Source organism: Enterobacter sp. EC_50 (assembly GCF_019584525.1).
GTDB lineage: Bacteria > Pseudomonadota > Gammaproteobacteria > Enterobacterales > Enterobacteriaceae > Enterobacter > Enterobacter roggenkampii.
Genome location: NZ_VDAF01000010.1, coordinates 49,892 through 69,011 on the forward strand (window position 1 = coordinate 49,892; position 19,120 = coordinate 69,011).

Below are 19,120 nucleotides of genomic sequence, written 5' to 3' on the forward strand. Positions count from 1 at the left end.
ATTCATTTTAACGCGTGAGTATAACGCGCCGATCGTTGATGACAACAACCCTTACGGTCAGGGAATAATCCGCGCGGCTCTCAACTGCGCAAACAGGTGGAAAAACATCTCATCCGTCGCCTGCATTTGCGTAAAGCCCGCCCTGCGCAGCTTGCTCCCGTCACCAAACATGTCGTAATTCCAGCTAAAGACAAAATCGGCAAACCGCCCGTCGCTCAGCTGCAGAATATCCGCTTCCACCAGCCGCTCTCCGGCAAGCTCGCGCCATACGCCGCGATAGTCCGTAAACAGCTGATGAAATGACAGCCTCACCGGCGGTGCAGAGTCCAGGTCAAACCAGCGTGCGATGCGCGGCCAGAGCTCGCTCCAGCGCCAGATATCGCCATTATTCACGTTGAACGCCTGATTCTGTGCCGCAGGTGACGCGGCGGCCCACAGAGTGGCGTCGGCCAGCAGACCGGCGTCTGTATGGTCAACGATACTGTGCCAGGTCTGTTCCGAACCGGGAAAACGCAACGGTAAACCCAGCGCCTTGCACAGGGAGGCGTACAGGGCAATGCTCAGCGCAAGGTTCATGGCATTGCCCGGTACCGCACTCCCTACCACGCCCGGCCTGATGGCATTCCAGTGCCAGCGCTTTCCCCGCTGAAACTGGCTGAGCCACGCAAGCTGCGCGGCGTTAAATTCGGCACCCGGTACGCCGGGATCGCTTTCGCGCGCCGGGGTTTTAAACGGTCCCAGATGCGCGCCGTAGACCTTGTACCCCTGCATCAGGCTTACCGTCTGCAAAGGTGCCGTTTTTTCGAGGATGCTGACCAGATTACGCAGCATGGTGACGTTCGGCTCAACCATGTCTTCCCAGTTCGCCGCGTTCGCCCAGGCGCTGTAAAAGAGATGGGTGGCACCGTCCAGGGAGCGCAGCGCCCGGGCGCTGTCCTTTTCATCCAGTAAATCGATCTTGACCATCGGAATGCCGTCAGGATGCGACCCGGCATGGCGGCTAAGGCCGATCACCTGCCACTGATGGTGCAGGAGCGTGTTGACCATCTGTCTGCCGACAATGCCGCTGGCGCCCGCGACCAGGGCGACGTTGTGTTGCTGCCTATTATTCATGGTATTTCTCCGGAAAGGGTGACAGACGCAGTGTGATATATTATTTTTACTGGAGATATCCCATGAAACCGATGGCACTTATAAGCAAAATCATTAAATGAATAATAAGCTCAATGCCATTTCTACCTTTCTGCGCGTCGCTGAAGCGGGCTCGTTTTCAGCGGCTGCCCGTCAGACCGGTATTAAGCAGTCCGCCGTCAGTCAACAGATCGCGGCGCTTGAGGAAGAGCTTGGCGTGGTACTGCTGCACCGTACGACGCGTACGATGAAGCTGACCGAACAAGGGGAACGCTACCGGCGTGATATGCAGCTCGTGCTGGACGCCATGGGGGAAGCGGAGAGGCGTTTACATCCTGTCGATCATAGCGTTCAGGGACGCGTCCATGTCCAGTTGCCGAGCGGCCTGGGGCAGATCATTTTGCCGCATCTGCTGGCGCTACAGCGCCTGCATCCCGAACTGCAGCTGATGCTTTCCCTGGATGACCGCCTTGCCGATCTGGTGGCGGAGGGCGTGGATGTCGCGATACGGCTGAGCAGCGAGCCTCCGCAGGCGCACGCGGCTCGCGTGCTGGGACGGATTGAAGCTGCACTGTTTGCCGCCCCCGGCTTTCAGGCGGTACGCGCGGTCAGCGAACTGGCGACGCTGCCACACGTGCGGTTCAGCGGCATTCCGCTGGATGCCCCCCTGCGCCTGATGTCTGACGAGGAAACGGTCGAGGTCAACGTGAATACCGTTTTCCGTGCCAACACCAGCGACGCGCTGCTGCAGGCGCTGGAATCCGGCATGGGTATCGGCGGCATGCAGCGACCGCTCGTGGCCAGGGCTCTGCAGGCGGGCACGCTGGTACCGGTGCTGCCCGACTGGCGGTTACCCGATCGCTTCCTCTATGCCGTTTATCCTGATGCCCGCTTTATTCCGCAGCGCGTCAGAAAGGTCGTCAGCGTGATTGAGCAATTACTGCCTGAGATCGCGACCCACAACGCCACAAAATAACCGCCTTTTACCTCGCCACCGGTAAATCCGCGTACCGCGTCGTATAGGCCGGTGACAACATCTCTCGCTTCATGGCCCACGGTTTCTCAATCCCCTGCCCGGCAAACCATATCTTCCCTTTGCCGGAGTGATTGACGCTGTCGATCATCTCCATCAGCGCCGCGCTGTTGGCGCGCAGGCGATTGTCGTCAAACAGATTAAGCTGAGCGACGCCGCTGCTGAAAAAGTCCGCCAGCATGACCCCGGCCTTCATATAGCGATACCCGTCGAGCCATATCCGCCCCAGCGCCTCCGTGGCGGCACGGATGATATCCCGCGAGTCATTGGTGGGCGTCATCAGGGTGACCGAAGCCTGATTACCGTAATAAATTTCGTTGTCCGCATGCGGGCTGGTGCGCACAAACACGCTGATAAAACGACAGTATTGATGCTCGCCGCGCAGTTTCTCTGCGGCGCGTTCCGCGTAGGCGCAAATCGCCTGGTGCATCTCTTCATATTGCGTAATGCGATGACCAAACGAACGGCTACAGATGATTTGCTGCTTCGTGGGGGTGTACTCTTCAAGGTCAAGACAGGGCTCGCCGCGAAGCTCGCGCGCCGTACGCTCCAGCACCACGTTAAAATGTTTGCGAATGACCCACGAGGAGGCCTCCGCCAGCTCCAGCGCCGTGGTAATCCCCATCGCGTTCAGTTTTTTCGTGATGCGCCGCCCTACGCCCCATACCTCCTCTACCGGAACCTTTGCCAGCAGTTTACGCTGCCGCTCGCGGCCCGACAGATCGACCACGCCGCCGGTACTGGCCCAGCGTTTCGCCGCATAGTTGGCCAGCTTCGCCAGCGTTTTTGTCGGGGCAATGCCGACGCCAACGGTTAAACCCGTGTTTTTAAAGACCTGCGTGCGCATCTGGTGTCCGAACGCGTCCAGCGACATGCAGTTACCGATCCCTGAAACGTTCACGAACGCCTCGTCAATCGAGTAAATTTCTATGGCCGGAGCCAGATCCGTCAGCGTCTGCATCACCCGACTGCTGAGGTCGGCATACAGCGCATAGTTCGAACTGAAGACGTAAACCCTCGCCGGAAAAAGCTTCTCTTTGAATTTAAAATAGGGCTCACCCATTTTTATGCCGAACTGCTTTGCCTCCCGCGAGAGTGAAATTATGCAGCCGTCGTTGTTGGACACCACCACGATGGGCTTCCCCTCCAGATCGGGGCGGAATACCTTCTCGCAGGAGGCATAGAAGCTGTTCACATCAACCAGCGCGAACATGTTTATGCGTTTTAAGCGTGTGGGTGACGACGCCGAAGATCTGCAGCTCCTCTTCGGACTGAAAGGTAATCGGCTGATAGCGGGCGTTATGTGGCAACAGCCTCAGAACCGGGCGCGTCTGTAGCTCTTTCACCGTAAACTCACCGGCGACCGACGCCACGACGATATCCCCATGTTCGGCATTTAACGAGCGGTCAACCACCAGCAGATCGCCGTCGCCAATCCCCGCGCCAATCATGGAGTCTCCACTCACCTTGATAAAATAGGTCGCACTGGGGTGCCTCACTGCCAGCCGGTTAAGATCGAGACGATCCTCCACATAATCCTGCGCCGGGCTGGGAAACCCACAGGCAACACGTTCTAAAAACAAAGGTAGTTCAATGATTTGTTTTGGTTGATAAGAAAAGAGAGTGTCCATGATGCCTTTCTCGCCATATACTGTATATAAATACAGTATTACGGATTATGGTCAGGGATCAAGGTCATTTCCGGAAGCGAACCCAAACGCGTTGAAGTGTCAGAAGATTTAAAACGCGCAAAGCCCGGAAGCACATGTCGGGCTTTGCGCCTGTGACGATCAGTCCATCAGCGTATTCAATGTTTCCAGCGCGTCAGGCGGCAGCTGCAGTTCCCCCGCCGCGAGGTTTTGCCGCAGATGCGCCACGGAAGAGGTGCCCGGGATCAGCAGGATATTCGGAGAACGCTGCAGCAACCATGCCAGCGCAACCTGCATTGCCGTGACGCCCAGTGAATCCGCGACAGCCTTCAGCCCGGACGATTGCAGCGGCGTAAAGCCGCCCAGAGGGAAGAACGGCACATACGCAATCCCCTGCTGCGCGAGCAGATCCACCAGCGCATCGTCACCCCGGTTCACAATGTTGTACATGTTCTGCACGCACACCACCGGCACCATCTTCTGCGCTTCCGCGACCTGGGTGGCCGTGACGTTGCTCAAACCAATATGCCGCACCAGCCCCTGCTGCTGTAATTCTGCCAGGATGGAGAGCGGTTCAGCAATCGACCCTTCCGCTGGCCCGTGTGCGCTAAACATGATCCGCAGGTTCACCACGTCCAGCACGTCCAGCTGCAGATTACGCAGGTTGTCATGCACCGCCTGCGTCAGCTCCTGCGCAGAAAAGGCCGGTAGCCAGGCGCCTTTGTCGTTGCGACGGGCGCCAATCTTGGTGACGATCGTCAGATCGTCCCGATAAGGATGAAGCGCCTCGCGGATCAGCTGGTTCGTGATATGAGGACCATAAAAATCACTGGTATCAATGTGGTTCACTCCCGCCGCCACGGCCTCGCGTAACACGTCCAGCGCGGCCTGCTTATCCTTCGGCGGCCCAAAGACGCCCGGCCCGGCCAGCTGCATCGCGCCGTAGCCCAGCCGTTTCACCGTCCGCGTCCCGAGCGCGTATGTCCCGCTTTTATCAATGCTGCTCATGTTGACCTTCCTCATAAAAATGATCCGGATTTACAACAGGTTCCCAAAAGGGCCCCTTAGTTAAGCGCGAGTTAATTAAAGTTTACATTCTCTACGACGATAGTAATGAAGTAACCCTGCATCTTCTCTAACGGACGACCGCTATGCTGAAAAATCTGCACGTGATTACCGGTATTATCTTTGCCCTCACCATATTCTGCCTGCTGCAAGTTGTCACGGGAGGGTTGTTCTACTCTGCCGTCAGTAACGATCGCCATAACTTCCAGAACTCCGGCGTGCTCAATGCCCAGCAGGAAAGCCTGAGCGACAGCGTGAACACGCTGGTGAAAACGCGCGTCACCGTCACCCGCGTGGCGATCCGCTACCTGAAAAACCAGCGTGACCCGGCTTCCCTGGCGGCGATCAATAAACTGCTGGGCACCGCAGGCGACTCGCTGGCAAAAGCCGAAGCCTATAACAAAGAGTGGCAGAAACTGCCGCAGGTTAAGGGCCAGGAGGCGGCATTGACCGACGAGATGCAGAAATCCTGGAACCAGATGCACGAAGTCATGCGTTTATCGATTGAGTATCTGCGCGCCGACAACTATCAGGCCTATGGCGATCTGGATGCGCAGCAGGCGCAGGACGATATGGAAGCGGTCTATAACCGCTGGCGCGCCGAAAACAACACCCTGCTGAAGGCCGCAACCGAAGAGAATCAGAGCAGCTTCACGCAGATGCAGTGGACGCTGGCGGCAATTCTGCTGGCCGTTATCGCGGTTCTGGTGGTCATCTGGCAGGGTTTACAGCACCTGCTGTTAAAACCACTCCACTCCATTATGGACCATATTCGCGCCATTGCAGGGGGCGACCTGACGCAGGAGATCGCTATCTCGGGCCGCAATGAGATGGGTCAGCTGGCCGCAGGCCTGCATGAGATGCAGCAGTCGCTGGTGACCACCGTCAGCGCCGTACGCGGAAGTACCGATTCCATCTACACCGGCGCAGGCGAAATTGCCGCAGGAAGCAACGATCTTTCCGCCCGCACCGAGCAGCAGGCCGCCTCGCTCGAAGAGACCGCCGCCAGCATGGAAGAGCTGACCGCGACGGTTAAACAGAACTCCGATAACGCCCGTCAGGCCACGCTGCTGGCGAAAAACGCCTCTGAAACGGCCGCGCGCGGCGGTCACGTCGTGGATAACGTGGTTCGCACCATGAACGAGATCGCCGACAGTTCGCAGCAAATTGCGCATATTACCGGCGTAATTGACAGCATCGCGTTCCAGACGAACATTCTGGCGCTTAACGCCGCGGTGGAAGCGGCACGCGCCGGGGAACAGGGACGTGGTTTTGCGGTTGTTGCAGGTGAAGTCCGGACCCTGGCGAGCCGCAGCGCGCAGGCGGCGAAAGAGATCAAAGGGCTTATCGAGAACTCCGTCAGCCGCGTGAATACCGGTTCTGAGCAGGTTAGCGAGGCAGGCACTACCATGAAGGAAATCGTCGCCGCCGTGACCCGCGTGACCGATATCATGGGCGAGATTTCCTCTGCCTCTGACGAGCAGAGCCGCGGCATTGAACAGGTGAGCCTGGCCGTTTCGCAGATGGACAGCGTGACGCAGCAAAACGCCGCGCTGGTGCAGGAGTCCGCCACGGCGGCAGCGGCGCTGGAAGATCAGTCCGAACAGCTGCGCCAGGCGGTGGCCGCGTTTCGTCTGAATGGCAAAGAAAAAGCGGTAGCTCCACGTCCGGCCAGCGTGAAAACGCCTCAGCTGTTGCGCCCGGCAACCGCAAACGCCGCCACCGACAGCAACTGGGAAACCTTCTGAATCACCGGCGGGCGAGGAAATCGCCCGCTAGCGGCTGCGCTTGGCGTGCCGCTCCCAGTTCTCCTGTTTGGCTTCATCGGATTTACGCAGTGAAACGTAGCATGCCCCGCTGCCGCCGTGATGCGGCAGCGCCACGCAGAAGGCCTGTACATCCTCGAACTCGGTTAACCAGCGCGCCAGATAGCTGCGCACCACATTAGGATGTGAGTTCTGCTCCCGCCCTTTCCCGTGAATGATAATCAGGTTACGTAACCCGTCACGTCTGGCCTGGCAGATAAAAGAATAGAGCATCTGACGGCAGCGTTCGGCGGGCTGGCGCAGGAGGTTTAAGCTGGCCTGGCGGGCATATTTACCCGAGCGCAGCTTCTCGATAACGCCCTGCTGCACCCCTTCGCGCTGGAACGCCAGCGGTTCTTCCAGGGGAAGAAGGTCAAGAAAATCCAGCGTCAGGAAGTTATCCAGCTGTTCACTATCCACCTCCTGGCGCGCCCGCGTATTGCGGCTGGGCTGCCAGTGAATATCCGGGCCACGCTTCAGCGGCTGGACATCTTCCATGGCGTCAAGAAAAAAGGATTTGTCGTCAGGGTTCATGGATATCCTCCGGCTACAACTGAGGACGGTACTATACCTGTGCCCGAGACAGGCCTCAATCACCGTTACAGGCCCTCATGAGCCGCAAATATTAACCTGATGAATATATATAGTATTTATAAAATGGATTTAAATACGACTTAACTAAAATTTCAGTAAAGATGAAATAAGTGATTTGTGTTAAATTTTCGTAAAATCAAACACTCGACATCCTTTCTTTTTGCGAAAAAGGTGTTATACCTAAATATACCTGCTTCATGGATATAATATTCAGGATTGGCGAAAGGACGCACTGCTGTGTGTACTGGAGGATCTGTCTGATGTCGGGCAGATCCTGTTTTTTTATTATCTCCCTTTCACGCCGAGATTATTTTTCTCGCTTCCCGTCTGAACTGCGTAATTAATGATTCAGCCAGGGGCGTCTGACGTGAATCACGGCGCTGAATTAAATAATATGCTGCTTTTGGAAGCGATTCGACAACCGGCAGCATGACCAGACGGTGCGCCAGAAGCGGGTCACAGCCTAACTCCTGCGGCAATATGCTTAGAAAATCACTTTGCGCAACCAGGCTTATGCAGGAAGAAAAGGTTTCGCAGACCACACCAATTTGCGGTATTTGCGAGCGATGGCTAAATACCTCTTCTAGCTGCTTATAATAACTTCCCCGCGGCGTCGGCATTGTCCAGTTATAATGCAGGAGTTCGTTAATCGACGTTGCCCCCGTTGCCGGATGCCCTTCGCGACAAAATACCGCAAATGGCTTCTCAAAGAGTTTTTCAAACGTAAATTCCTGGTCGTAAGGTCCCTGATAATAAGTATTGATGGTGAAATCCAGCTCTCCCTGCCGTAATTCGTTGATCATCGACACCAGCTGCCCTTCCATTATCCGCACTTTGACCTGCGGATGTTGGGCATGAAAGCGGGTGATAACGGCGGGCATCAGGCTGCGCGAAACGCTGGCCCCCATCCCGATGTTGATCTGCCCGGCCTGTTCCCCCTGCCGCTGACGAATGTCATCCTGCGCCGCGCGCAGCTCTTCCAGAATTAACCGGGCGCGCTGGTAAAAACCCTCGCCGCATTCGGTCAACGCCACGCCCTTACTCCTGCGCACGAAAAGCTGCGCCGCCATGCCCTCCTCCAGCTCTTTGATGGATTTGGTCAGCGCCGGCTGCGAAAGATTCAGCGTCCTGCTGGCACCGCGAATGCTGCCCTGACGTGCGACTTCAACAAACGCCCGGAGATGATGGAATTTAACCTGAAATGACATAGCCCGACCGATAACCGTTGTTTATCAGAGTAAAGAAACTGTCATCTACTTTACTGGAAAGGGATGTGCGAGGGTAATTCCTGAACGGTTAAAACTGTGAAAAATCGGTTAGTGATAAGTAAAAACTATCACAGCGTGAAGCAGTTCACATATTTTCATGATGACAGGAACAGATATGGACACACTGGCGCAGTACATCCAGACGTTAACCCCGCAACTGAGCGCGTGGCGTCGCGATTTTCACCATTTTGCGGAATCCGGCTGGGTAGAGTTTCGTACCGCCGCGAAAGTTGCGGAGACCCTGAACTCGCTGGGTTACGAACTGGCGATGGGCCGTGACGTGGTCGATGCCGAAAGCCGGATGGGGCTGCCCGATGAGGCAACCCTGGCGCGAGAGTTTGCCCGCGCGCGGGCGCAAGGCGCGCCTGAGAAATGGCTGGCGCCGTTTGAAGGCGGCTTTACCGGCATTGTCGCCACCCTGAATACCGGCCGCCCGGGCCCAACCCTGGCGTTTCGCGTGGACATGGACGCCCTTGATTTAAGCGAAGCGCTCGACGACAGCCATCGCCCGTTCCGCGACGGGTTTGCCTCCTGCAATCCGGGTATGATGCACGCCTGCGCGCACGACGGCCACACCACCATTGGTCTGGGACTGGCACAGGTGCTTAAGCAGAATGAAGCCCGGCTCAACGGCACCATTAAGCTGATCTTCCAGCCTGCTGAAGAAGGCACGCGCGGCGCGCGCGCCATGGTTGCCGCCGGGGCGCTGGATGACGTGGACTATTTCACGGCCATTCATATTGGTACCGGCGTCCCTGCCGGTACGGTGATCTGCGGCAGCGATAACTTTATGGCCACCACCAAGTTCGACGTGAGCTTCACCGGCGTGGCCGCACACGCGGGCGGTAAGCCGGAGGACGGGCGTAACGCCCTGCTCGCCGCCGCGCAGGCCGCCCTCGCCCTGCACAGCATCGCCCCGCACAGCGACGGCGCATCCCGGGTGAACGTCGGCGTGATGCAGGCGGGCAGCGGGCGCAACGTGGTGCCCGCGAATGCCCTGATCAAAGTTGAAACCCGCGGCGAAAGCGAAGCGATTAATCAGTATGTCTTTGAACGCGCGCAGGCCGTCATTACCGGCGCGGCGGCGCTCTATGGCGTGAGCGCGGAGATGCGCCTGATGGGGGCTGCCACCTCCAGCGCGCCGACACCGGCGTGGGTGGATTATCTGCGCGAACAGGCGAGCCAGGTTTCCGGGGTTGTTCATGCCATCGATAAGGTGAAAGCGCCAGCGGGTTCCGAAGACGCCACGCTGATGATGGCCCGCGTGCAGCAGAACGGCGGCATGGCGTCCTATATGGTGTTTGGCACGGATTTGAGCGCCGGACATCACAACGAAAAATTCGACTTCGATGAGCAGGTCATGACTATCGCCATCGAAACGCTGGCGCGAACAGCGCTCAATTTCCCGTGGACGCGAGGTGTGTGATGCAGGAGAACTACGCTTTTATTGCCGATGCGATCGACACGCGATGTCGGACGTTAACCGATATTGCCGACGCGATCTGGGATCGTCCCGAAACCCGCTTTGAAGAGTTCTGGTCCGCCGAACGGCTGGCCAGCGAGCTGGAAGCAGAAGGCTTCACGCTGACCCGCGAGGCAGGCGGTATTCCCAATGCCTTTATCGCCAGCTTCGGCAGCGGAAAACCGGTTATCGCCCTGCTGGGCGAGTACGACGCGCTGGCCGGGTTAAGCCAGCAGGCACACTGCGCGACGGCGCAAACCGCCACGCCGGGGGCTAACGGCCACGGCTGCGGACATAATCTCTTAGGCACCGCAGCGCTTGCGGGCGCGGTGGCGGTGAAAAGCTGGCTGGAGCAGCACGGCGGCAGCGGAACGGTGCGTTTTTACGGCTGTCCCGGTGAAGAAGGCGGCTCCGGGAAAACCTTTATGGTGCGCGAAGGGCTGTTTGATGACGTCGATGCCGCCGTCACCTGGCACCCGGAAGCCTTTGCCGGGATGTTTAACGTCAGTACGCTGGCGAATATTCAGGCCGCCTGGCGTTTTCACGGCGTGGCGGCGCACGCGGCCAACTCCCCTCACCTGGGACGCAGCGCCCTGGACGCCGTGACGCTGATGACCACCGGCACCAACTTCCTTAACGAACACATCATCGAGAAAGCGCGCGTCCATTACGCCATTACCGACACCGGCGGGATTTCGCCCAACGTGGTGCAGGCGCAGGCCGAGGTGCTGTACCTGATCCGCGCCCCGGAGATGGCGGATGCGCAGCAGATCTACGAGCGCATCGAGAAAATCGCCCAGGGCGCGGCGATGATGACCGAAACGACCGTCGAGTGCCGCTTTGATAAAGCCTGCTCCAGCTACCTGCCGAACCGCACGCTTGAGGCCGCGATGTATCGCGCCCTGCAGCACTACGGCACGCCGGAGTGGACCGACGAAGAGCGAGAGTTTGCCCGCGAGATCCGCGCCACGCTGACGCCCAACGATCTGCAAAATAGCCTGAAAAATATTGCCGCCACGGGTGGTGAAGCGGGTAAAGCCTTTGCCCGTCGTCATCAGGCGACGCTGCTGGTGGATGAAGTCGCGCCTTATGCCGTCACCGACAACGTGCTGGCAGGTTCAACCGACGTGGGTGACGTCAGCTGGAAAATGCCGGTCGCCCAGTGCTTCAGCCCCTGCTTTACCGTCGGCACGCCGCTGCACACCTGGCAGCTGGTATCTCAGGGGCGAACCTCTATTGCCCACAAGGGCATGCTGCTGGCCGGGAAAGTGATGGGCGCGACCGCGCTCAATCTGCTGCAGGACGCCGCGCTGCTGAAAAAATGCCGTGAAGAGTTCGAACAACAACTAGAAGAAAAACCGTACGCGTGTCCGATCCCACCGGGCGTGACACCGTCACCTTTAAAATAAAAAAACACAACACAACAACACAACACTCCCGAGGAACGCCCATGAGTATGTCATCCATACCTTCGCATTCCCCATCCGGTAAGCTCTATGGCTGGGTTGAAAGGATCGGCAATAAAGTGCCGCACCCTTTCCTGCTTTTTATCTATCTGATTGTGATTTTGATGGTCGCCACCGCCGTGCTCTCCGCCTTTGATGTCAGCGTGCGCAGCCCGGCCGACGGCAGCCTGGTGGCGGTGAAAAACCTGCTGAGCATTGAAGGGCTGCACTGGTTTTTACCCAACGTGATTAAAAACTTCAGCGGATTCGCCCCGCTCGGCGCCATTCTGGCGCTGGTGCTGGGCGCCGGGCTGGCTGAACGCGTCGGCCTGTTGCCCGCATTGATGGTGAAGATGGCTTCTCACGTCAGCGCGCGCTACGCGAGCTACATGGTGCTGTTTATCGCCTTCTTCAGCCATATCTCCTCCGACGCCGCGCTGGTGATCATGCCGCCGATGGGGGCGCTGATCTTCCTCGCCGTCGGGCGCCATCCCGTGGCGGGCCTGCTGTCCGCGATTGCGGGGGTGGGCTGCGGTTTTACCGCTAACCTGCTGATCGTGACCACCGACGTGCTGCTCTCGGGCATCAGTACGGAGGCGGCGAAAACCATTGATGCGGCCATGCACGTCAGCGTGATCGACAACTGGTACTTTATGGCAAGCTCGGTCATTGTCCTGACGATTGTCGGCGGGCTGATTACCGATAAGATCGTCGAGCCGCGGCTGGGTAAATGGGAAGGCCGCAGTGATGAAAAGCTGGAAACCCTGAGCAAAGAGCAGCGCTTCGGCCTGCGCGTGGCGGGGATTGTCTCGCTGGCGTTTATTGCCGCGGTGGCGCTGATGGTGGTACCGGAAAACGGCATATTGCGCGATCCGGTTAAACATACGGTCCTGCCCTCGCCGTTTATTCAGGGCATCGTGCCGCTGATTATCCTCTTCTTCTTTGTTGTTTCGCTCGCCTACGGTATCGCCACCGGCAAAATCCGCCGCCAGAGTGACCTGCCGCAACTGATGATCGAGCCGATGAAGGAGATGGCGGGCTTTATCGTGATGGTGTTCCCGCTGGCCCAGTTTGTGGCGATGTTTAACTGGAGCAACATGGGCAAGTTTATGGCCGTGGGCCTCACCGACGCGCTGGAGGCTGCCGGGCTAAGCGGCGTGCCGGCGTTTGTCGGTCTGGCGCTGCTGTCATCCCTGCTGTGCATGTTTATCGCCAGCGGCTCCGCCATCTGGTCGATTCTGGCCCCGATCTTCGTGCCGATGTTTATGATGCTGGGGTTCCACCCGGCTTTCGCGCAGATCCTGTTCCGCATCGCGGACTCTTCGGTTATCCCGCTGGCGCCGGTTTCGCCGTTTGTTCCGCTGTTTTTAGGCTTCCTGCAGCGCTATAAACCCGAGGCCAAACTGGGTACCTACTATTCGCTGGTTTTACCCTACCCGCTTATCTTTTTAGGGGTATGGCTGGTGATGCTGGTGGCGTGGTATCTTGTCGGCCTGCCGATTGGGCCGGGGATCTACCCGAGGCTGAACTAAGGGAATGAGGATGCTGAGATTACTCGAAGACAAGATTGCGACGCCGCTTGGGCCGCTGTGGGTGATCGCGGACGAGCAGTTTTGCCTGCGCGCCGTTGAGTGGGAAGAGCACAGCGACCGCATGGAAGAACTGCTTGCGATTCACTACCGCGCCCAGGGGTATGAACGTATCCGCGCCACCAATCCGGGTGGACTGAGCGACAAGCTTGCAGCGTACTTCGAAGGCGATCTCAGCATCATCGACACGCTGCCCACCGCCACGGCGGGCACCCCTTTTCAGCGCGAAGTGTGGCAGGCGCTGCGGGCCATTCCCTGCGGACAGGTGATGCATTACGGCCAGCTCGCGGAGCAGTTAGGTCGCGCTGGGGCCGCACGTGCCGTAGGTGCCGCGAACGGCTCTAATCCGGTCAGCATCGTGGTGCCCTGCCATCGCGTTATTGGCCGCAACGGCACCCTCACCGGCTATGCCGGTGGCGTGCAGCGAAAAGAGTGGTTGCTGCGTCACGAAGGGTATCTCTTACTCTAGTTCCCAGGCTTTTTGTGCTTAATTTTCTTCCGGTTAGGCTAAAAATCCATAATCAAGCTGTGGAATTTCAAGAAGATGGCGACACATTGCCGTCTCTTGTCCTTATTGAGGGTTTGTCAGGCTTACGTACTTACCAAAAAGATGTTAAAATTGACCAATATCAATTAAGGCTTGAGCAAACCTATGATCCCGGAAAAGCGAATTATACGACGCATTCAGTCTGGCGGTTGTGCTATCCATTGCCAGGATTGCAGCATCAGCCAGCTCTGTATCCCGTTTACCCTGAATGAGCATGAACTCGATCAGCTTGATAATATCATCGAGCGTAAAAAGCCTATTCAGAAAGGGCAGACGCTGTTTAAAGCGGGAGACGAACTGAAATCGCTCTATGCTATCCGTTCTGGCACCATCAAGAGCTACACCATCACCGAGCAAGGTGATGAGCAGATTACCGGATTCCATCTGGCAGGTGACCTGGTAGGCTTTGATGCCATCGGTACGGGCCATCACCCGAGCTTTGCTCAGGCACTCGAAACCTCGATGGTTTGCGAAATTCCGTTTGAAACCCTGGACGATCTGTCCGGCAAGATGCCTAACCTGCGTCAGCAGATGATGCGTCTGATGAGCGGTGAGATCAAAGGCGATCAGGACATGATTCTGCTGCTTTCCAAAAAGAATGCAGAAGAGCGCCTGGCCGCGTTTATCTACAACCTCTCCCGCCGCTTCGCCGAGCGTGGCTTCTCGCCGCGTGAATTCCGTCTGACCATGACGCGTGGCGATATCGGTAACTACCTGGGTCTGACCGTGGAAACCATCAGCCGTCTGCTGGGTCGTTTCCAGAAAAGCGGGATGCTGGCCGTTAAGGGTAAATACATCACTATCGAAAACGGTGAAGCGCTGGCCGTTCTTGCCGGGCACGCCCGCAACGTGGCGTAAACGCCATACGTATACTGCCAGACCGATAAATTTTCCTGATTTATGGGTCTGGCCTGTTACCCCGTCTTATATCTGCACTTTTCACCGTAGCACGTCCCCACACAGCACCCAAAAGGGTCTCGTTGAGGTTATGAATTGAGAGAAAGTCTGTTTTTCGTTTCAGTCGTGATTGCCTCAGTGACCTTTATCTTCATCTGGATCATGCTTGTCGGCCCAATGAAGGGGGAGGAAAAAACCTACGTTCAGGACTCCACGACCTTTGCGATAGCGGTGATGGTGCTGCTGTTTATTGCGTTTATCGCGGTAACGACCACGGTGCTTTTCCTCTGATAAATTTTCATGAATTATTGATCTGGCAAAAGCTCTCCTCTGTTTCATTCAGGATATATAGGTTACTCTTTTAATTACAGACTGTGGTGACAGTAGTAAGGAGACCTGTATGGCCAAGTATCAAAACATGCTGGTAGCAATCGATCCGAATCAGGACGATCAGCCGGCATTACGACGTGCTGTGTATTTACATCAACGGATTGGTGGCAAAATCAAAGCGTTTTTGCCGATCTATGACTTCTCGTATGAGATGACCACCCTTCTGTCGCCTGACGAGCGCACCGCTATGCGTCAGGGCGTCATCAGCCAGCGTACCGCGTGGATCCGCGAACAGGCGAAGTATTACCTGGAAGCGGGCGTGCCCATTGATATCAAAGTGGTCTGGCACAACCGACCTTTCGAAGCCATCATTCAGGAAGTCGTTGCCGGTGGGCACGATCTGCTGCTGAAGATGGCGCACCAGCACGACAAGCTGGAATCCGTGATCTTCACCCCGACCGACTGGCACTTGCTGCGTAAATGCCCTTGCCCGGTCTGGATGGTGAAAGACCAGCCGTGGCCTGAAGGCGGGAAAGCCGTTGTGGCGGTAAACCTCGCCAGCGAAGAGGATTACCATAACTCGCTGAACGAGAAGCTGGTGAAGGAGACCCTCCAGCTTGCCGACCAAGTCAACCACACCGAAGTGCATCTGGTAGGTGCCTACCCGGTTACCCCGATTAACATCGCCATTGAGCTGCCGGAATTTGACCCGAGCGTGTATAACGACGCCATCCGCGGTCAGCACCTGCTGGCCATGAAAGCGCTGCGCCAGAAATTCAGCATCGATGAGAAAATGACCCACGTGGAAAAAGGGCTGCCTGAAGAGGTGATCCCGGACCTGGCTGAACACCTGCAGGCGGGGATTGTCGTGTTGGGTACCATTGGACGTACCGGTATTTCTGCCGCCTTCCTCGGCAACACCGCCGAGCAGGTGATCGACCATCTGCGCTGCGACCTGCTGGTTATCAAGCCGGATGAGTACCAGACGCCGGTTGAGCTTGACGATCCGGAAGACGATTGACCCGCAAGATGAAAAAAAACCGTCGGCGAACCGGCGGTTTTTTTTGCCGGGTGGCGGCTACGCCTTACCCGGCCTACGGGTTTGGTAGGCCCGGTAAGCTTGCGCCACCGGGCTTTACCCTGTCAGAGCGCTTTCAGAATCGCATCCACGCTGGCTTTGGCATCGCCAAACAGCATGTGGGTGTTCTCTTTGAAGAACAGCGGGTTCTGCACCCCGGCATAGCCGGTATTCATTGAACGTTTAAACACGATCACGTTCTGCGCCTTCCACACTTCCAGAACCGGCATCCCGGCGATTGGGCTACGCGGATCGTCCTGCGCCGCCGGGTTAACGGTGTCGTTAGCCCCAATGACCAGCACGGTGTCGGTGTCGGCGAAATCATCGTTGATCTCGTCCATCTCCAGCACGATGTCGTAAGGCACTTTCGCTTCCGCCAGCAGCACGTTCATGTGGCCTGGCAGACGCCCCGCCACCGGATGAATACCAAAACGCACCTTGATGCCGCGCGCGCGCAGCTTCTCGGTGATTTCCGCGACCGGATACTGCGCCTGTGCCACCGCCATGCCGTAGCCCGGGGTGATAATGACCGAGTGCGAGTTTTTGAGCATTTCGGCGGTATCTTCCGCGCTGATCTCACGGTGCTCACCCACTTCCTCATCGGAGCCGGTAGACGAGCCGTCAGAACCAAAGCCACCGGCGATGACGCTGATGAACGAGCGGTTCATCGCCTTACACATGATGTAAGACAGGATCGCACCCGAAGAACCCACCAGCGCACCGGTGACGATCAGCAGGTCGTTGCTCAGCATAAAGCCCGCCGCCGCCGCCGCCCAACCGGAGTAGGAGTTCAGCATGGAGACCACCACCGGCATATCCGCACCACCGATGGACGCCACCAGATGCCAGCCGAAGGCCAGCGCGATGATAGTCATCACCAGCAACGCCAGCACCTGCAGACCGACGCTTTCGGTACGCACGAAGACCACCAGCAGCACAAACGACACCACCAGCGCCGCCAGGTTCAGCTTATGGCGGTTTGGCAGCATCAGCGGCTTAGAGGAAATCTTCCCGCGCAGCTTGCCGAACGCGACAATGGAGCCGGTGAAGGTGACCGCACCGATGAAGATACCGAGGAACACTTCCGTCAGGTGAATATTCACCAGAATCGGTTCCAGACCAGGCGTGTGGTACAGGTAGCTGTTGAAGCCCACCAGCACTGCGGCCAGACCCACAAAGCTGTGCAGAATCGCCACCAGCTCCGGCATCTCGGTCATTTCAACGCGTTTCGCCAGGCGAATACCAATCGCACCGCCGATGATCATCGCCACCAGGATCCACGCCACGTTGCCGGTGTCCGGCCCGAAGATGGTGGCAATCAGCGCAATCGCCATCCCGGCGATACCAAAGTTATTCCCCTGCTGAGACGTTTCGTGTTTGGAAAGCCCCGCCAGACTGAAAATAAACAGGATTGCAGCAACAATGTATGCGGCTGTCACTAATCCTCCAGACATATGCTACCCCTTAGCCTTTACGAAACATTTTCAGCATGCGCTGAGTCACGGTGAAACCACCGAAAATATTGATACTGGCGATCAGCACCGCGATAAAGCTCAGGAAGCTGATCCAGCCGCCGTGGCCAATCTGCAGTAACGCCCCCACCACGATGATCCCGGAGATGGCGTTGGTTACCGACATCAGCGGCGTATGCAGCGCATGGGAGACGTTCCACACCACGTAGTAGCCCACGACGCAGGAGAGCGCGAAGACGGTAAAGTGGCCGAGGAACTCTTTCGGCGCGACGTCAGCCAGCCAGCCGAACAGAATAATCACCAGCGCCATGATCGCGTATTTGCGCCACGGGGAAGCCGGTTTGGCAGGTTCTTTTGGTTCAGGCGCCGCTTTAGGCGCTGCCTGAGGCTGGGCCGAAACCTGAATCGGTGGCGCAGGCCAGGTAATTTCACCTTCACGCACCACGGTCACACCGCGCACCACCACGTCGTCAAAATCGACGGTGATGTTGCCGTCTTTTTCTTTGCAAAGCAGCTTCAGCAGGTTAACGAGGTTGGTGCCGTACAGCTGAGACGATTGTGTCGGCAGGCGACCCGGCAGATCGGTATAGCCGATCACCTTCACGCCGTTTGCGGTCGTGGTCACCTGATTCGCTACGGTATATTCGCAGTTGCCGCCGTTTTGCGCGGCCAGGTCGACAATCACGCTGCCCGGCTTCATGGAGTCCACCATCTCACGGGTAATCAGCTTCGGCGCCGGTTTACCCGGGATAAGCGCGGTGGTCACAATGATGTCGACATCTTTCGCCTGCGCGGCGAAGAGTTCCATTTCGGCTTTGATAAAGGCTTCGGACATCACCTTCGCATAACCATCACCGCTGCCCGCTTCTTCCTTGAAGTCCAGCTCAAGGAATTCGGCCCCCATACTCTGGACCTGTTCTTTCACCTCAGGACGGGTATCAAACGCGCGAACGATAGCGCCCAGGCTGTTTGCCGCACCGATGGCAGCAAGTCCCGCCACGCCCGCGCCAATCACCATCACCTTCGCCGGAGGGACTTTACCCGCCGCGGTGATCTGACCGGTAAAGAAGCGACCAAATTCGTGGGCCGCTTCAACAATGGCGCGGTAGCCCGCAATGTTTGCCATCGAACTTAAGGCGTCCAGCGACTGGGCGCGCGAAATACGCGGCACGGAGTCCATCGCCATCACGGTGACGCCGCGCGCGGCCAGTTTTTCCATCAGCTCAGGATTTTGCGCAGGCCAGATAAAGCTCACCAGCGTGGTGCCCGGATTCAGCAGCGCAATCTCACTCTCTTCCGGTGCGTTGACCTTCAGAATAACCGGCGACTGCCACACGTCGGCACTGTCCACCACTTCCGCACCAGCCTGAATAAAGGCCTCGTCATCGAAACTCGCCAGTTTGCCCGCGCCGCTTTCAACTGCGACGGTAAAACCCAGCTTAAGCAGTTGCTCCACCGTTTTCGGTGTTGCCGCTACGCGGGTTTCATTGGCTAACCGTTCTTTTGGTACCCCAATACGCATAGTTTTCCCTTCCATCGGTTTTTGATGATGGTTTAACGATAAGTGCCCGCGGTTTGTATCATTTTTCGCCATCACGCAAGCAATGAGACACAATTCACCCCGGAAAATAAAACAGTAACAAACTGTCTATAACCTACTGAAAATAGCGGCCGTGATCTACCGCCAGAAAACACTATTTCTTACTTTATCTGTGAAAAATAAGCGATCGGCGTCACTGACAGTGATATTTACCT

The 19,120-nt window shown here is 57.3% G+C and carries 17 protein-coding genes; 9 read left to right on the top strand and 8 right to left on the bottom strand.

What is annotated here, in order from left to right; translation table 11 throughout:
* Positions 1–57 precede the first annotated feature (57 nt).
* Positions 58–1,113, bottom strand: a complete 1,056-nt coding sequence (locus FHC48_RS10145; RefSeq protein ID WP_046091846.1) for an SDR family oxidoreductase — start codon at positions 1,111–1,113, stop codon at positions 58–60.
* Between the two features lie 97 nt (positions 1,114–1,210).
* Between FHC48_RS10145 and FHC48_RS10150 the strand changes: the two genes are divergently transcribed.
* The gene (locus tag FHC48_RS10150; protein WP_059362612.1) at positions 1,211–2,107 is read left to right on the top strand and encodes a LysR family transcriptional regulator; all 897 of its coding nucleotides are present in this window, start codon (positions 1,211–1,213) and stop codon (positions 2,105–2,107) included.
* A 7-nt stretch (positions 2,108–2,114) separates the two neighbouring features.
* Here the strand turns inward: FHC48_RS10150 and umuC are convergent, their stop codons facing one another.
* The 3 genes from umuC to FHC48_RS10165 all read right to left on the bottom strand — a co-directional run bounded on the left by umuC (position 2,115) and on the right by FHC48_RS10165 (position 4,821).
* Complete coding sequence (gene umuC, locus FHC48_RS10155) at positions 2,115–3,377, bottom strand: translesion error-prone DNA polymerase V subunit UmuC (protein ID WP_008500531.1); 1,263 nt, start codon at positions 3,375–3,377, stop codon at positions 2,115–2,117.
* Positions 3,361–3,795 (bottom strand): translesion error-prone DNA polymerase V autoproteolytic subunit, encoded by a 435-nt coding sequence (gene umuD / locus FHC48_RS10160; protein ID WP_008500532.1) that lies wholly within the window; start codon positions 3,793–3,795, stop codon positions 3,361–3,363. The genes umuC and umuD overlap by 17 nt, the downstream gene beginning before the upstream one ends.
* A 159-nt stretch (positions 3,796–3,954) precedes the next feature.
* On the bottom strand, positions 3,955–4,821 hold the full coding sequence (locus tag FHC48_RS10165; RefSeq protein ID WP_025911510.1) for an aldo/keto reductase family oxidoreductase: 867 nt from the start codon (positions 4,819–4,821) through the stop codon (positions 3,955–3,957).
* Positions 4,822–4,964: 143 nt separating this feature from the next.
* Here FHC48_RS10165 and FHC48_RS10170 point away from each other — a divergent pair, with 143 nt between their 5' ends.
* The gene (locus FHC48_RS10170; protein WP_008500534.1) at positions 4,965–6,626 is read left to right on the top strand and encodes a methyl-accepting chemotaxis citrate transducer; all 1,662 of its coding nucleotides are present in this window, start codon (positions 4,965–4,967) and stop codon (positions 6,624–6,626) included.
* A gap of 27 nt (positions 6,627–6,653) precedes the next feature.
* On the opposite strand, the gene smrA is transcribed toward FHC48_RS10170, so the two are convergent.
* Positions 6,654–7,217 carry a DNA endonuclease SmrA gene (gene smrA, locus FHC48_RS10175; RefSeq protein WP_059362446.1) on the bottom strand — a complete coding sequence of 188 codons (564 nt, stop codon included), beginning with the start codon at positions 7,215–7,217 and terminating at the stop codon, positions 6,654–6,656.
* A gap of 356 nt (positions 7,218–7,573) precedes the next feature.
* Positions 7,574–8,485, bottom strand: a complete 912-nt coding sequence (locus tag FHC48_RS10180) for a LysR family transcriptional regulator (protein ID WP_059362448.1) — start codon at positions 8,483–8,485, stop codon at positions 7,574–7,576.
* Between the two features lie 175 nt (positions 8,486–8,660).
* On the opposite strand from FHC48_RS10180, the gene FHC48_RS10185 reads away from it, so the two are divergent.
* The 7 genes from FHC48_RS10185 to uspE all read left to right on the top strand — a co-directional run bounded on the left by FHC48_RS10185 (position 8,661) and on the right by uspE (position 15,836).
* Entirely contained in the window at positions 8,661–9,971 is a 1,311-nt protein-coding gene (locus FHC48_RS10185) for a M20 family metallo-hydrolase (RefSeq protein WP_045336041.1), read from the top strand.
* Positions 9,971–11,416, top strand: a complete 1,446-nt coding sequence (locus tag FHC48_RS10190; protein WP_045372886.1) for a M20 family metallopeptidase — start codon at positions 9,971–9,973, stop codon at positions 11,414–11,416. The genes FHC48_RS10185 and FHC48_RS10190 overlap by 1 nt, the downstream gene beginning before the upstream one ends.
* Positions 11,417–11,457: 41 nt before the next feature.
* Positions 11,458–12,984 (top strand): p-aminobenzoyl-glutamate transporter, encoded by a 1,527-nt coding sequence (abgT, locus tag FHC48_RS10195; RefSeq protein WP_059362451.1) that lies wholly within the window; start codon positions 11,458–11,460, stop codon positions 12,982–12,984.
* Positions 12,985–12,994: 10 nt separating this feature from the next.
* The gene (gene ogt, locus FHC48_RS10200; protein ID WP_021241159.1) at positions 12,995–13,510 is read left to right on the top strand and encodes a methylated-DNA--[protein]-cysteine S-methyltransferase; all 516 of its coding nucleotides are present in this window, start codon (positions 12,995–12,997) and stop codon (positions 13,508–13,510) included.
* Positions 13,511–13,693: 183 nt separating this feature from the next.
* Complete coding sequence (fnr, locus tag FHC48_RS10205) at positions 13,694–14,446, top strand: fumarate/nitrate reduction transcriptional regulator Fnr (protein ID WP_006174991.1); 753 nt, start codon at positions 13,694–13,696, stop codon at positions 14,444–14,446.
* A 135-nt stretch (positions 14,447–14,581) separates the two neighbouring features.
* A complete protein-coding gene (locus tag FHC48_RS10210) occupies positions 14,582–14,776 on the top strand; it encodes a hypothetical protein (protein WP_008500541.1) in 195 nt (64 codons plus the stop codon).
* Between the two features lie 109 nt (positions 14,777–14,885).
* The gene (uspE, locus tag FHC48_RS10215; RefSeq protein ID WP_008500542.1) at positions 14,886–15,836 is read left to right on the top strand and encodes a universal stress protein UspE; all 951 of its coding nucleotides are present in this window, start codon (positions 14,886–14,888) and stop codon (positions 15,834–15,836) included.
* A gap of 122 nt (positions 15,837–15,958) precedes the next feature.
* Here the strand turns inward: uspE and pntB are convergent, their stop codons facing one another.
* Positions 15,959–17,347, bottom strand: coding sequence for a Re/Si-specific NAD(P)(+) transhydrogenase subunit beta (pntB, locus tag FHC48_RS10220; RefSeq protein WP_021241158.1), 1,389 nt, complete (start codon positions 17,345–17,347; stop codon positions 15,959–15,961).
* Positions 17,348–17,357: 10 nt separating this feature from the next.
* A complete protein-coding gene (pntA, locus tag FHC48_RS10225) occupies positions 17,358–18,887 on the bottom strand; it encodes a Re/Si-specific NAD(P)(+) transhydrogenase subunit alpha (RefSeq protein ID WP_021241157.1) in 1,530 nt (509 codons plus the stop codon).
* Positions 18,888–19,120: the final 233 nt, after the last annotated feature.

Excerpts from the sequence above, each read along its gene's own strand:
- FHC48_RS10150 (WP_059362612.1), top strand. The coding sequence starts at position 1,211 with ATGAATAATAAGCTCAATGCCATTTCTACCTTTCTGCGCGTCGCTGAA.
- smrA (WP_059362446.1), bottom strand. The coding sequence starts at position 7,217 with ATGAACCCTGACGACAAATCCTTTTTTCTTGACGCCATGGAAGATGTC.
- FHC48_RS10165 (WP_025911510.1), bottom strand. The coding sequence starts at position 4,821 with ATGAGCAGCATTGATAAAAGCGGGACATACGCGCTCGGGACGCGGACG.
- umuC (WP_008500531.1), bottom strand. The coding sequence starts at position 3,377 with ATGTTCGCGCTGGTTGATGTGAACAGCTTCTATGCCTCCTGCGAGAAG.
- FHC48_RS10145 (WP_046091846.1), bottom strand. The coding sequence starts at position 1,113 with ATGAATAATAGGCAGCAACACAACGTCGCCCTGGTCGCGGGCGCCAGC.
- fnr (WP_006174991.1), top strand. The coding sequence starts at position 13,694 with ATGATCCCGGAAAAGCGAATTATACGACGCATTCAGTCTGGCGGTTGT.
- FHC48_RS10185 (WP_045336041.1), top strand. The coding sequence starts at position 8,661 with ATGGACACACTGGCGCAGTACATCCAGACGTTAACCCCGCAACTGAGC.
- FHC48_RS10180 (WP_059362448.1), bottom strand. The coding sequence starts at position 8,485 with ATGTCATTTCAGGTTAAATTCCATCATCTCCGGGCGTTTGTTGAAGTC.
- FHC48_RS10170 (WP_008500534.1), top strand. The coding sequence starts at position 4,965 with ATGCTGAAAAATCTGCACGTGATTACCGGTATTATCTTTGCCCTCACC.
- abgT (WP_059362451.1), top strand. The coding sequence starts at position 11,458 with ATGAGTATGTCATCCATACCTTCGCATTCCCCATCCGGTAAGCTCTAT.
- umuD (WP_008500532.1), bottom strand. The coding sequence starts at position 3,795 with ATGGACACTCTCTTTTCTTATCAACCAAAACAAATCATTGAACTACCT.
- pntB (WP_021241158.1), bottom strand. The coding sequence starts at position 17,347 with ATGTCTGGAGGATTAGTGACAGCCGCATACATTGTTGCTGCAATCCTG.
- ogt (WP_021241159.1), top strand. The coding sequence starts at position 12,995 with ATGCTGAGATTACTCGAAGACAAGATTGCGACGCCGCTTGGGCCGCTG.
- uspE (WP_008500542.1), top strand. The coding sequence starts at position 14,886 with ATGGCCAAGTATCAAAACATGCTGGTAGCAATCGATCCGAATCAGGAC.
- pntA (WP_021241157.1), bottom strand. The coding sequence starts at position 18,887 with ATGCGTATTGGGGTACCAAAAGAACGGTTAGCCAATGAAACCCGCGTA.
- FHC48_RS10190 (WP_045372886.1), top strand. The coding sequence starts at position 9,971 with ATGCAGGAGAACTACGCTTTTATTGCCGATGCGATCGACACGCGATGT.